The following is a 13326-nucleotide window of genomic DNA, read 5'->3' on the forward strand; positions in this document are numbered from 1 at the left end:
CTCCGCCTCGTACTATGCGCGCAATCGTCCGCGCCCCGCGCCCTCGCGCCCCGCGCGCCCTTGTGATGGAGCACCGCACCTCGTGACCACTCCGCCCCTGCCGCCCCCGCCCGCCGGCCCGGGCCACCACTGGCCCCCGCCGTCCCCGCCGTCCGTGTGGGGGTCGCCCGTGACGCAGCTGCCGCCCGCGCTCAACGGTTTCGCCGCCGCCTCGCTGCCGGTCGGGCTGCTCTGCCTGCCGCCGCTGGGCGTCGTCCTCGCCGTCGTCGCGCTGGTTCAGATCGCCCGGAAGGGCGACCGCGGCCGGGCGCTGGCCGTGGTGGGCCTGGTGGTGTCCCTGGCGATGACCGCGGCCCTGCTGTTCGCCACGGGCCGGTACGCCGACCCCTTCCTCCAGCGCCTCGGCTCGGCGCACATCGGCCGGCACGTCGAGGGCCGGCTGACGGATCCGGACCAACTCCAGTCCGGCACCTGCTTCAACGTTCCCGGCGGTGACCTCCTGGTCGAACGCACCCCCGTCTACGCGACGGAGTGCGCGGGCGTGCACCACGCGGAGGTGACGTTCGTGGAGAACATGGAGGACGGGCCGTTCCCGGGAGCGGAGCGCCTCAAGGACAGGTGCTGGAAGTGGCAGGACGAGTTCGCCATGGACAGCTGGGCGCTGCCCGACTACGCGGAGATGTACTACTTCGCGCCCTCGGCGCAGGCGTGGCGCCTCGGGGACCGGCGGCTGGTGTGCTTCATAGGCACCTCCACCAAGGAGCACCGGGGCACCCTGCGCAACGACGAGGGGACCCTGCGGCCGGACCAGGTGACGTTCCTGCGGGCGATGAACGGGGTCGACCAGGTGATGGGGCGCGAGCCGGAGGCGGACGTCGACGGCGCGCTCGCGGAGTACCGGACGTGGGCGCGGGAGGTCGAAACGGCGCTGGGCGGCGAGGCGCGGATGCTGGAGACCGCTCCCATGATGCGCCCGGCGGCGGCCGCTCCGGCGGCGGCCCGGCTCCGGGAGGTCGAGGCGGCGCGCAGGGAATGGCGGCGGGCGGCCGCGGCGACGACCCCCGGCCAGTTCCAGGAGGCGTGGGACCGGGCGCTGGACCCGGTCACGGTGGACACGGAGAAGGCGCTGCGCGGTGCCTACGGGCTGGCGACGGACGTTCCGGTCTGGCTGCGGCCGGCCCCGGGGGCTACGAGCGGTGGTTCCGGGAAAGGTCCCTCGACCGAGCGGGTGTGAGGGAGCGTCGGTGTGTAACGCGCGGTAACGGGTTTGAGTGACCAGGCTTCATCACTTCGGGTGAAACTCTGGCCTCTGCTTGCGGCGTACAACCATGGGTTGCCAGGGTGTAGCTGTCTGTCAACCTGATGGGAGTGGCCAGTGACTTTCGGTGAGCAGCCGGCCTATCTGCGCGTCGCCGGGGATCTGCGACAGAAGATCGTCGATGGGTCCCTGCCCCCGCACGCCCGGCTCCCCTCGCAGGCCCGGATCCGCGAGGAGTACGGGGTCTCCGACACCGTGGCGCTGGAGGCCCGCAAGGTCCTCATGGCGGAGGGCCTGGTGGAGGGCCGCTCCGGCTCGGGCACGTACGTACGAGAACAGCCGGTGCCGCGCCGGGTGGCCCGCTCCGGCTACCGGACGGGCGGCCCGTCCACGCCGTTCCGCCAGGAACAGGCGGACGCGGGGGCGCGCGGCACGTGGGAGTCGAACAGTGAACAGGCCGACGCCCCGCCCGAGATCGCCAAGCGGCTGGGTGTCGCCCCGGGTGACCGGGTCATGCGGACGCGGTACGTCTTCCGCGACGCGGGGGAGGCGATGATGCTCTCCACCTCCTGGGAGCCGCTGGCCGTGACCGGCCGGACCCCGGTGATGCTGCCGGAGGAGGGGCCGCTGGGCGGCTCCGGCGTGGTGGAACGGATGGCCGCGATCGACGTGGTCGTGGACAACGTGGTGGAGGAGGTCGGCGCGCGGCCGGGTCTGGCGGAGGAGATCGCGCTGTTGGGCGGAGTGCCGGGCCATGTGGTCCTGGTGGTGAGCCGTACCTACTACGCCTCGGGGCTGGCCGTCGAGACCGCGGACGTGGTGGTTCCGGCGGACCGCTACCGGCTGGCGTACCACCTGCCGGTGCGGTGATCCGGCGCGGGTGGTGCGCCGGCTGACCCCCGACCGGACCGTGCGCCGTGTGACCGCGCGGTACTGGATGTGCGCCGGTGCACGCGCGGTGTGTTCGTACGCGTGGCCGGATGCGTACGCCTGCCAGGTACCTCTTCGTGAAAAACCGTATCCGCTCAGTAAAGGTCGGGCGTAAGCTCCGGCATATGCGCAATGCGGTTTCCCGGGCAGGCACATCGGCGGAGGGTGAAACGCGATGAACGACAGCGGTGCCCTGCTCTCATGGCTGGTCATACGTCAGGACGACAACGGCAACCGCTACCGGGTGGGCCGGTACGCCACCCGGGCCGAGGCCCAAAAGGTCGTCGACAGTCTCGATGACCGGGGACACAAGCAGCTCTACTGGGTCGAGCGGGTCGGTCAGGACACCCAGACCGCGACGACGAACTGATCCACGCACTGATCGATGAACCGGGCGCCCGGGCCGCCGGCGCGCTGACATAGGCTCCGCCCATGACTGTACGCGTGGTCGTGGGCGGAGCCCTTTGTCATGACGGGCGGCTGCTGGCCGCCCGGCGCAGTGCGCCGCCCGAGGTGGCCGGCCGGTGGGAACTCCCGGGCGGGAAGACCGAACCGGGCGAGTCGGTCCCCGAGGCGCTGGTGCGCGAACTGCGCGAGGAACTCGGCGTGGAGACCGAGGCGCTGGAGCGGATTCCGGGTGAGTGGCCGGTGCGGCCCGGCCTGGTCCTGCACGTGTGGACGGCCCGGCTGGTGTCGGGCGTTCCTGCGCCGCTGGAGGACCACGACGAACTGCGCTGGCTCGGCCCGGACGAACTGGACTCGGTGGACTGGCTCGACCAGGACCGCCCGGCGGTCACCGAAGCCGGCCGCCGCCTCGCCCTCCTGAACCGCGAGTAGGCCCCCTTCGAACCCCGCCGAGTAAGCCCCGCTTCTTCCCCCGCTCGAAGTCGGCACGGGCGAGTGGGGCGAAGGGGCGCGCCGGTGGGGGTACCTCCCGGCCGGAGGCTGGGGGACCGGACCGAGCCCCCCAAAAAAGAAGAGGGGGCGCATGCCGGCTCGCGCTCTAGGCCGTCTGCGCCACAGTGCGCCGGTGGGTGGGCGATGGTGTGGTACGACGCCTCAAATATCGGGTATGTCGCTATTAATCCCTATCTCGTCTCCGAAACGTCCCTGCTGAACCCGACTGGGGTCGCCGCGGCCCGGGAAGTGATCGGCGTGATCGACACAGACGGTGAGTGCGCCGAGTGGGCCTTCCCCGCCGAGCCCGGTGCCGTTCGCACCGCTCGCCACGCCGTGCGCGGAAAGCTCCGCGCCTGGGGCCTCGATTCCGTGGGTGACGTGACCGTTCTGCTGGTCAGCGAGCTGGTGACCAACTCCCTGCGCTACGCCTCCGGCCCCATCGGGGTCCGCCTGGAGCGGCGCGATTCCGCCGCGGGGGATAACGTGTCGGGTCCGGCGCTTCTCGTGGAGGTTTCCGATCCGCTTCCGGATCCGCCCCGCGAGCGGGCCGCGGACCCGGACGACGAGGGCGGCCGGGGCCTGCACCTGCTGGCCGTCTCGGCGCAGCGGTGGGGGACCCGGCACGGGAAGTCGGGCAAGACTGTGTGGTTCGAGTTGGCACTTCCTGGTGAGTAACAAGGAGAAGGGTGGCCGACCACCATCCAGAATGGCTCAAAAACAACGGGACCTTTTTGTGATCGTGAACGCCGTGCCGTCCCGGGCCGTGGTGCTGAATACTTCGGTCATGGCCGGTCCGGTTGCGGTGAGCTGGAGGGGACGGTCGCGTGAGCGAGATACCTGCACAGGCACATCAGGCCCGCGTGCGCGGGGAGGCGTGGCATGACTCCCTGTGGCACAGCAGCCCGCCTGGCTCGATATACGACTACATAAGGGTCGCCTCTTTCTCGATCGGGCCGGACGGTCTCATCGACCAGTGGAGCCTGCGTGCCGAGGAACTCTTCGGCCTGACCGCCGCCCAGGCGGTGGGACGCGACCCGGTCGACGCCTTCATGCCGCCTGAGCTGCGCGCCGGCGGACACCGCAAGGTGGCGGAGATCCTCGACGGCGAAGAGTGGACGGGCCTGATCCCCTTCCGCATACCCGGCGGGAACGGGGCGCACGGGGTGGCGGAGATCTATGTGATGCCCACCCGGACGGAGACGGGCCGGCGGGCCGCCCTGTGCGTCGTCGTCGACGTACGCGCGCTGCGCCGGATCGAATCCGATCTCGCGGCCTCGCAGGCCATATTCGGTCAATCTCCCTTCGGCTTCCTGCTGTTCGGTACGGACCTCACCGTGCAGCGCGCCAACCGCCGGTTCGCGACCGTCTTCGGCGGCGCGGTGGAGGAGCACCGGGGCCGCACGGTCCACGACTACCTGCCGGCGCACGAGGCCGACCGGATGACCGATGCCCTGCGGCGGGTGCTGGAGACCGGGCAGTCCGTCAACGACCTGCGGATCACCGGGGCCACCCCGCGCAGCCGGGAGGACCGGCACTGGTCGATCAACCTCTACCGGGTGCACGACGGCACCGGCAGCCCCATCGGCATCGCCGGGATCGGCATCGACGTCACCCGCCGCCACCTCGCGGCCCGCGAAGCCGCCGGGGTCCGGCGCAACCTCGCCCTCCTCAACGAGGCCGGGCACCGGATCGGGAACTCCCTCGACCTGGAGACCACCGCCCGCGAACTCCTCGATGTCACCGTCCCCGGCTTCTGCGACCTGGCCTCCGTCGACCTCTACCAGGGACTGCTGCTCGGCGACGACGACCGGCCCGCCCGGCCGCAGGGCCGGCGCCGGGAGCTGCCGGCCCTGCCCGGGCAGGGCTCCGGGCGCACGCCGTCCGCCCCGTCCGCGCCGCTGCGGCGGGTGGCCTTCGCCTCCGCCGTGTCCGACGCCCTGCCGGCCGGGCCGGACGCGCCGGTCTCCGTGGGCGGGATCCACCGCTACCCGGCCGGATCGCCGGGCGCGCTGGCGCTGCGGACGGCCCGGCCCCGCCTCGTCGAGGGCGGGGGGTCCGAGGACCTCGTGCAGTCGACGCTCGTCGTGCCGATGGTCGCCCACGACACCGTGGTCGGGCTCGCGCAGTTCTCCCGCGCGAAGGGCAGCGAGCCGTTCGGGGAACGCGACCGGGCGGTCGCGGTGGAGCTCGCCGCGCGGGCCGCCGTGTGCATCGACAACGCCCGCCTCTACCGGCGCGAGCACGAGCGGGCGCTGATCCTCCAGCGGAGCCTGCTGCCCCCGGGCGACCCCGAGGCGGCCGGGCTGGACATCGCCTGCCGCTACTTGCCGGGGAACGCCGCGACCGAGGTCGGCGGCGACTGGTTCGACGTCATCGAACTGCCCGGACACCGCACGGCGCTGGTCGTCGGGGACGTGATGGGCCGGGGGCTGCGCGCCGCCGTCGCCATGGGCGAACTGCGCACCGCCGTACGGACGCTGGCCCTGCTGGACCTCGAACCGGCCGAGGTGCTCACCGCGCTGGACGAGGTCGCCCGCGGTCTCGGCGCCCCGGGCGGCGCGCAGCAGGCCTCGCGGGCGGCGCTGCACTCGCGGGACGCCGACCGCTCGGAGGTGTACCTCGCCACCTGTGTCTACGCCGTCTACGACCCGGTGACCCGGCGCTGCACCATCGCCAACGCCGGCCACATGCCGCCGGTCCTCGTCGAACCCGCCGAGGAGGGCGCCCCGCCGCGCCCCGGGCTGCTGCTGGAGGTGCCACCGGGGATGCCGCTGGGCGTGGGCGGCGAGCCGTTCGAGGAGGTGGAGGTCGAGCTCCCGGAAGGGGCCCTGCTCGCCCTGTACACCGACGGGCTCGTCGAATCGCGCGACCATCCGCTGGAAGAGGGCCTGAGCGGGCTGCGCGAGGCGCTGGCCGATCCGGCGCGCCCGTTGGAGGAGGTCTGCGACCACGTGCTGAACACCCTGGAGACCCGGCACGGCGAGGACGACATCGCGCTGCTGATGGCCCGCGTCCAAGGGCTTCCGGTGGACGCGGTCGGGGACTGGCAGCTGCCGCGCGAGGCCCGGTCGGTGGGGCGCGCGCGGGAACTGGCGCGGGCCAAGCTGCCGGCGTGGGGCCTGGAGGGGCTGCTGGACACCACCGAGCTGCTGGTGAGCGAGCTGGTGACCAACGCCCTGCGGTACGGGGAGGGCGAGATCCGGCTGCGGCTGCTGCTGGACCGCACCCTGGTGTGCGAGGTGTGGGACGCGAACCTCGCCCAGCCGCGCCGGCGCCGGGCGCGCGACACCGACGAGGGCGGCCGCGGACTCCAGCTGGTCGGGCTGCTGTCCGCCGGGTGGGGCACGCGGCGGACCCACCGGGGCAAGACCGTCTGGTTCGAACTCCCGCTGCCGGGCGCGGCCGCGGAACCGGTGACGGAGCTCTCGGCGGAGCAGCTGCTCAGCATGTACGGGTAGTCGCGCGGTCCGGGCGGTTGCCCCCCAGGTACGGTCGCCGCCGCGCGGTCAGGGCAGAGCGACCGCCGTCAGCTCCGGCAGCGCGAGGACGACGCTGTCCCCCGCCAGGACCGCGTCCCTCGGCGCCGCCCCGATCCCGGGGTGCGCCCAGCGCCAGTCCACGGCGCCGGAGCGCACGTCGAGGCCGGCGAGGAACGGCGGCGCGGCCCGGCCCAGCAGGCCGCGACGGCCCCCGTACCCGGCCTTGACGTACAGCATCCCGTCCCGGACGCCGAGCAGTTCGAGCCCGGAGCCGTCCCCGCCGCGCCGGCCCAGCGTGCGCCGCCAGCGGACCGTGCCGCTCTCCGCGTCGAGTGCGCACACGGTGTCCCCGCCGTACTGGGCCAGGTACGAAGCCGCGTAGACGGTGGCACCGTCGACCAGCATCCGGGCCGACGGCGAACCCAGCTCGGCGTGCCACAGCTGACGGCCCTCGCGCCGGTGCAGGGCGCGCACGCTGCCCCCGTCCAGTACGTGCACCGGTCCGCCGTGCAGTTCCGGCCCGGCCGGGTGGCCGTTGCGGGGCCAGGCCCACACCGGCCGCCCGTCGGCGAGGCGCCACGCCGTGAGCAGCAACCGGTGCGCGACCACCACGCAGTCGCCGGACACGGTCGGCTTCGCGGCGCCGCCCCCTTCGAGCGGGACCCGCCACACCGGCTCACCGGTCGTCTTGCGCAGGGCGGTCAGCTCGCCGCCCGCCACCAGCAGGACCACCCCGTCCGCCAGGCGCACGGTCGCCGCGGTGGTGTCCGCCAGCTCCCGCCACCAGCGCACCCGGCCGTTGGCGGGTTCCCGGGCCACCAGCCGGCCGCCGTCCTTCCCCCGTACCAGCACCGCCAGCAGGTCCGGATCGGCCGCGCACCACACCTGCGGCGGGCCCGGCCGCGGCGGCGCCGGCACCCCGTCGTCGCCGTACGCCGACCAGCGCGCCGCGCCCGTGTCGGCCCGTACGCAGCCCACCTCGTCCCCCACCGTCCACACCACGGCGTCCCCGCACCGGTGCAGGGCGTCGGGCACCACCGCGCCGCTCCAGCGCGCCCCGCCCGGCGCGGGCCGCCCCGGTCCGGACACCGTCCGCGGGCCGGCGCCGGCCACCGCCCACGCGCTCTGCGGCGGCGGGCTGCCGGGATCGGCGGCCGCCTCCGCGAGCCAGGGGGTGCCGGCCGTGCAGTCCCGGGCGATCCAGGCCAGCTCCCGGCCCCGCTCCCAGGGGGTCTCCAGGGCCCGGGCGGCGGCCACCCGCTCCCGGACGCCGGCCAGGTCCGGCACCGGTCTGGGCGCCGGGCCGCCCCGGTCGCGGACGCCGGCCAGGGCGGCCCGGGCCGCTTCCACCTCGGCCTCCCGGGCGCCCCCGCCGGGCCGGGCCGCGCGGTCCGCCACCAGGTCGGCGTAGGCCCGCTCGGCGAGGGCGGCGGCCTCGGCGGCCCCTTCCGGGTCGGCGGCGGCCGCCCGTTCCTCCGCGACCCGGCACAGCGCCCGGACCCGGCCCCCGCCGACCGGGAGGCGGCCGGCCAGGCGCAGCGCGGCGGGCAGGTCCTGCCGGGCCACGACGGGCACGGCCTTCGCCTCGGCGGCCGTGCGCAGCGCCGGGTTCCCGATCCGGGCCGCGTACCGCTCGGCCAGCGCGGGATCCGTGCGGGCGGCGGCCACGGCGGCCCGGGCCAGGACCCCTTCCTCCGCCGGGGTTCGCGCGAAGTGCCGCCGGGCCAGCTCCGCCCCGCGCTCGGGCGAGACCGCGGCCAGCTCCTCGGCGACCTTCCGCAGCCGGCCCTCCCGCTGCGGGCCGAACACCGTGAACAGGGCCTGCTGGGCATCGGTCAGTACCCGCTCGGTACGGACCGGGGCGTGCTCGGAGATCCGCCGGGCCAGCCCGGTCAGCAGCCCCGCGACCTTCGCGCCGTCCCCCTCGCCGTCGGCCCACGCCCACTGCTCGGCGTCCGCCAGCAGCCGTCCGGCGAGGCCGGCGTCGAAGCGGGCGGCCGCGTCCGCCGCGAGCGCCAGCCCCTCGGCGCGGTGCTCACCGGCCGTGGCGGGCAGCGAGTTCAGCGTCTCCTCGGCCTCCAGGAGCAGTTCGCGTACGAACTCCAGCAGCGGCTCCCCGCCGGACCCGCCGGAGCCCTCACCCGCAGGGCGGCCCTGCGACCGCGGCGCAGGCTCCGACCGCGGCTGCGGCACCGGGACCGGCGCCGCACCGCCCGCGATCAGCCCCCGCAGCGTCTTGGCCACCACCTGCGCCGACTCCGGCCGGTCCGCCGGGTCCTTCGCCAGCAGGGCGCGCAGCAGCCCGTCCAGTTCCGCCGGCACCGGCAGCGGGAGCGGCGGATCCTCGATGTGGCGGAGCATGAGCACCCAGGGCCCCTCGCCGTCGCCGGTCCCGGAGCCGAACGGGGGCGTCCCGCTCAGCAGGGCGTACAGCACGCACCCGAGCGCGTACAGGTCGCACCGGGCGTCCACGTGTTCGCCGCGCCACTGCTCGGGGGCCATGTACGCCGGGGTGCCGAAGACGCCGCCGGTGACCGTCCAGCCCGCCGTCGCGTCCGAGGAGTGCGCGATGCCGAAGTCGCAGATCTTGAGCCGCCCCGGGCCCGGGACGCCGCCGGAGCCCGGGCCGTGCTCCCCGCCGGAGCCCGCCGCCGGGGCGGCGCCGCCCAGCAGGAACAGGTTCCCCGGTTTCAGGTCCCGGTGCACGACGGCCTGTTCGTGCGCGGCGGCCAGCGCCTCGGCCGTCTGCGCGGCCAGGTCGAGCGCGGTCGCCCGCGGCAGTCCGTCCGGCGAGCGCGCCAGTACCGCTCCCAGGTCCTCGCCGGAGAGCAGCTCCATCACGATGAACAGCCGCCCGTCCTGCTGCCCCACGTCGTGCACCACCGTGATGCCGGGGTGCTGGAGCCGGGCCCCGATGGTGGCCTCGCGCCGGAAGCGGACGACGAGCTCCTCGTCCGCCGCTTCCTCCCGCAGCACCTTCACCGCCACGGCCCGGTCCAGCGCCAGGTCGTGCCCGCGCCACACCTCGCCCATGCCGCCGGACCCGAGCCGCCGGTCCAGGCGGTACCTGTCCGCCAGTCGATCCCCCACCCGCACCGGCCGTGCCCCCTGACTCACGTCGATGACGTTCCCCAGGGGGCATTGTGTCCTGCGAAGTGAACAGTCGGGGTGCTATGGCTGCGAACGCCGGCCGATCTTGTTCCCCAGCCACACCAGCGGGTCGTACTTGCGGTCCACCACCCGCTCCTTCAACGGGATCAGCGCGTTGTCGGTGATCTTGATGCCCTCGGGGCAGACCTCCGTACAGCACTTGGTGATGTTGCAGTAGCCCAGTCCGTGTTCCTCCTGGGCGGTGCGCTTGCGGTCCAGGCCCTCCCCGGCGGCCGCGTCCAGCGGGTGCATGTCCAGTTCCGCCACCCGCATCAGGAACCGCGGACCGGCGAAGGCGCTCTTGTTCTCCTCGTGGTCGCGCACCACATGGCAGGTGTCCTGGCACAGGAAGCACTCGATGCACTTGCGGAACTCCTGCGAGCGCTCCACGTCCACCTGCTGCATCCGGTACGCACCCGCGGCCACCCCGGGCGGCGGCACGAAGGCCGGCACCTCCCGCGCCTTCGCGTAGTTGAAGGACACGTCCGTCACCAGGTCGCGGACCACCGGGAAGGCCCGCAGCGGGGTCACCGTGATGGTCTCCTCCCGCGAGAAGGTGGACATGCGGGTCATGCACATCAGCCGCGGCCGGCCGTTGACCTCCGCGCTGCACGAGCCGCACTTGCCCGCCTTGCAGTTCCAGCGGACGGCGAGGTCCGAGGCCTGCGTGGCCTGGAGGCGGTGGACGATGTCCAGCACCACCTCGCCGTCGTTCACCTCGACGGTGAAGTCCCGCAGTTCCCCGCCGTCCGCGTCGCCCCGCCAGATCCGGAAGCGGGCGTCGTAGGTAGTCACTCGTAGAGCTCCTCTTCGGCGAGGTACTTGGCCAGCTCTTCCTTCTCGAAGAGGGCGAGCAGGTCAGGGCGGATGGGTTCGGTACGGGTCCGCTCCAGGCGGATCCGGTCCGCGGCCGGGCCGTCCCCGGGCTCCGGTTCCACGAGCCGGCACAGCAGGTTCACCGGCCGCCAGTCCCGCTCCATCGACGGGCAGTCCTCGCGCGTGTGGCCGCCCCGGCTCTCCGTGCGCTCCAGGGCGGCCCGCGCCACGCACTCGCTGACCAGCAGCATGTTCCGCAGGTCCAGGGCCAGGTGCCAGCCCGGGTTGAACTGGCGGTGGCCCTCGACCCCGGCCCGCGCGGCGCGCGCCCGCAGTCCGCGCAGCCGCTCCAGCGCCTCGGCCATCTCGCCCTCCCGGCGGATGATGCCGACCAGGTCGTTCATCGTCGTCTGGAGCTCCTGGTGCAGGGTGTACGGGTTCTCCGCGCCCTCGGCGGCCTGGAAGGGGGCCAGCGCCTCGGCGGCCGCAGCGTCGACCTCCGCCTGCGAGACGGCCGGGGGCGAGGCGCCCGCGCCGGAGGCGTACTGCGCCGCGTGCAGCCCCGCCCGCCGGCCGAACACCAGCAGGTCGGAGAGCGAGTTGCCGCCGAGCCGGTTCGAGCCGTGCATACCGCCCGCGACCTCACCGGCGGCGAACAGCCCCGGCACCCCGGGGGTGGCGGCGGTCTCCGACTCGACCGCGATCCCGCCCATCATGTAGTGGCAGGTCGGGCCGACCTCCATCGCCTCCGCGGTGATGTCCACGTCCGCCAGCTCCTTGAACTGGTGGTACATCGACGGCAGCCGCCGCTTGATGGTCTCGGCGGGCATCCGTGTGGACACGTCCAGGAACACCCCGCCGTGCGGGGATCCGCGCCCGGCCTTGACCTCGGAGTTGATGGCCCGCGCCACCTCGTCGCGCGGCAGCAGCTCGGGCGGACGCCGGTTGTGGTCCGGGTCCTCGTACCAGCGGTCGCCCTCCTCCTCGGACTGCGCGTACTTCTCCTTGAACACGTCCGGGATGTAGTCGAACATGAACCGCTTGCCCTCGCTGTTGCGCAGCACCCCGCCGTCGCCGCGCACCGACTCGGTGACGAGGATGCCCTTCACCGAGGGCGGCCAGACCATGCCGGTCGGGTGGAACTGCACGAACTCCATGTTCAGCAGCGGGGCCCCGGCGAGCAGGGCCAGCGCGTGGCCGTCGCCGGTGTACTCCCAGGAGTTGGAGGTCGTCTTGAAGGACTTGCCGATCCCGCCCGTGGCCAGCACCACCGCCGGGGCCTCCAGTACGAAGAACCGGCCCGTCTCGCGCTCGTAGCAGAAGGCCCCCGAGACCTGCTGCCCTTCCTTCAGCACCCTGGTGACCGTGCACTCCTGGAAGACCTTGAGCCGGGCCTCGTAGTCCCCGTACTCCTTGAAGTCCTCCTGCTGGAGCGCCACGATCTTCTGCTGGAGGGTGCGGATCAGTTCCAGGCCGGTCCGGTCCCCGACGTGGGCGAGGCGCGGGTACTCGTGGCCGCCGAAGTTGCGCTGCGAGATCTTCCCGTCCGGGGTCCGGTCGAACAGGGCGCCCCAGGTCTCCAGCTCCCAGACCCGGTCGGGCGCCTCCTTCGCGTGCAGTTCCGCCATGCGCCACTGGTTGAGGAACTTCCCCCCGCGCATGGTGTCGCGGAAGTGCACCCGCCAGTTGTCGCCCTCGTTGACGTTGCCCATGGAGGCGGCGATGCCGCCCTCCGCCATCACCGTGTGGGCCTTGCCGAAGAGGGACTTGCAGATCACGGCCGTACGGGCGCCCCGTTCGCGGGCCTCGATCGCGGCCCGCAGCCCGGCGCCGCCCGCGCCGACCACGACCACGTCCCACTGCTGCCGGTCGACTTGAGCCATGTCAGAAGAACCTCGGATCGGTGAAGGCGCCGCTGGCCACCAGGTAGACGTAGAGATCGCACAGGGCGACGCTGATCAGCGAGGCCCACGCCAGCTGCATGTGGCGGGCGTTGAGCCGGCTCACCCAGCCCCACAGGCGGTAGCGGACGGGGTGCTCGGAGAAGTGCTTGAGCCGGCCGCCGATGATGTGCCGGCAGGAGTGGCAGGAGAGCGTGTAGGCCCAGATCAGCGCGATGTTCACGACGAACAGCAGCGAGCCGAGGCCCATGTGGCCCCACTCGTAGCGGTCGTTGCGGAACGTCAGCACGGTGTCGTACGTGAGGATCCCCGCGACCGGCAGCGCCGCGTAGAAGAAGTACCGGTGCAGGTTCTGCAGGATCAGCGGGAACCGGGTCTCGCCCGTGTACGCGGTGTGCGGCTCGGCGACCGCGCAGGCGGGCGGCGAGGCCCAGAAGCCCCGGTAGTAGGCCTTGCGGTAGTAGTAGCAGGTCAGCCGGAAGCCGAGCGGGAAGACCAGGATCAGCAGGGCGGGGGACAGGCCCCACCAGCTGCCGAACAGGTCCAGGTTGGGGCCGCCGCGCATGGTCCGGCAGTTCTCCGCCAGGCAGGGCGAGTAGAAGGGCGAGACGTAGGGCGCCGCGTAGTAGTCGGCGTTCGCGAAGGCCCGCCAGGTCGAGTACGCGATGAAGGCGAGCAGTCCGGCCGCGGTGCCGGCGGGCGAGAGCCACCACCGGTCCGTACGCAGGTGACGGGCCGCGATGGCGGCCCGGGCGGGATCGTGGACGCCGGACCGCGGAGGCCGGTGGGATGGGGGCAGGTCCGTGCCTGTGGCCAAGGGGGACTCCGGGTGGAGTGATGAGGGGTGGCCCGGCGGACCCGGCCGCGCGCGCTGCGCCGGCCGGGTCGGACG

The 13326-nt window shown here is 73.7% G+C and carries 10 protein-coding genes; 6 read left to right on the forward strand and 4 right to left on the reverse strand.

Annotated features, from left to right (window positions below; all coding sequences use genetic code 11):
- Positions 1 to 82: 82 nt before the first annotated feature.
- The 6 genes from ACZ4M3_RS06585 (at position 83) to ACZ4M3_RS06610 (ending at position 6546) form a co-directional block, all read left to right on the forward strand.
- Entirely contained in the window at positions 83 to 1234 is a 1152-nt protein-coding gene (locus ACZ4M3_RS06585; protein ID WP_467730515.1) for a DUF4190 domain-containing protein, read from the forward strand.
- Positions 1235 to 1375: 141 nt separating this feature from the next.
- Positions 1376 to 2128, forward strand: a complete 753-nt coding sequence (locus tag ACZ4M3_RS06590) for a GntR family transcriptional regulator (protein ID WP_467730516.1) — start codon at positions 1376 to 1378, stop codon at positions 2126 to 2128.
- 235 nt (positions 2129 to 2363) lie between these two features.
- The gene (locus ACZ4M3_RS06595; protein WP_467730517.1) at positions 2364 to 2558 is read left to right on the forward strand and encodes an SPOR domain-containing protein; all 195 of its coding nucleotides are present in this window, start codon (positions 2364 to 2366) and stop codon (positions 2556 to 2558) included.
- A gap of 62 nt (positions 2559 to 2620) precedes the next feature.
- A complete protein-coding gene (locus tag ACZ4M3_RS06600) occupies positions 2621 to 3025 on the forward strand; it encodes a (deoxy)nucleoside triphosphate pyrophosphohydrolase (protein WP_453353523.1) in 405 nt (134 codons plus the stop codon).
- Between the two features lie 309 nt (positions 3026 to 3334).
- A complete protein-coding gene (locus tag ACZ4M3_RS06605) occupies positions 3335 to 3763 on the forward strand; it encodes an ATP-binding protein (RefSeq protein ID WP_467730820.1) in 429 nt (142 codons plus the stop codon).
- A 149-nt stretch (positions 3764 to 3912) separates the two neighbouring features.
- Positions 3913 to 6546 carry a SpoIIE family protein phosphatase gene (locus ACZ4M3_RS06610; RefSeq protein ID WP_467730518.1) on the forward strand — a complete coding sequence of 878 codons (2634 nt, stop codon included), beginning with the start codon at positions 3913 to 3915 and terminating at the stop codon, positions 6544 to 6546.
- A gap of 48 nt (positions 6547 to 6594) precedes the next feature.
- Here the strand turns inward: ACZ4M3_RS06610 and ACZ4M3_RS06615 are convergent, their stop codons facing one another.
- Genes ACZ4M3_RS06615 through ACZ4M3_RS06630 form a run of 4 tightly spaced genes read right to left on the reverse strand, consistent with a single transcriptional unit; the run spans position 6595 to position 13251 of the window.
- On the reverse strand, positions 6595 to 9684 hold the full coding sequence (locus tag ACZ4M3_RS06615) for a protein kinase domain-containing protein (protein WP_467730519.1): 3090 nt from the start codon (positions 9682 to 9684) through the stop codon (positions 6595 to 6597).
- Positions 9685 to 9738: 54 nt separating this feature from the next.
- Positions 9739 to 10512, reverse strand: coding sequence for a succinate dehydrogenase/fumarate reductase iron-sulfur subunit (locus ACZ4M3_RS06620; RefSeq protein ID WP_467730520.1), 774 nt, complete (start codon positions 10510 to 10512; stop codon positions 9739 to 9741).
- Complete coding sequence (locus tag ACZ4M3_RS06625) at positions 10509 to 12416, reverse strand: fumarate reductase/succinate dehydrogenase flavoprotein subunit (protein WP_467730521.1); 1908 nt, start codon at positions 12414 to 12416, stop codon at positions 10509 to 10511. Before ACZ4M3_RS06625 ends, ACZ4M3_RS06620 begins: the two co-directional genes overlap by 4 nt.
- Before the next feature lies 1 nt (position 12417).
- Entirely contained in the window at positions 12418 to 13251 is an 834-nt protein-coding gene (locus ACZ4M3_RS06630; RefSeq protein ID WP_467730522.1) for a hypothetical protein, read from the reverse strand.
- Between the last annotated feature and the right edge of the window lie 75 nt (positions 13252 to 13326).

The organism is Streptomyces sp. NPDC026522, assembly GCF_055567555.1.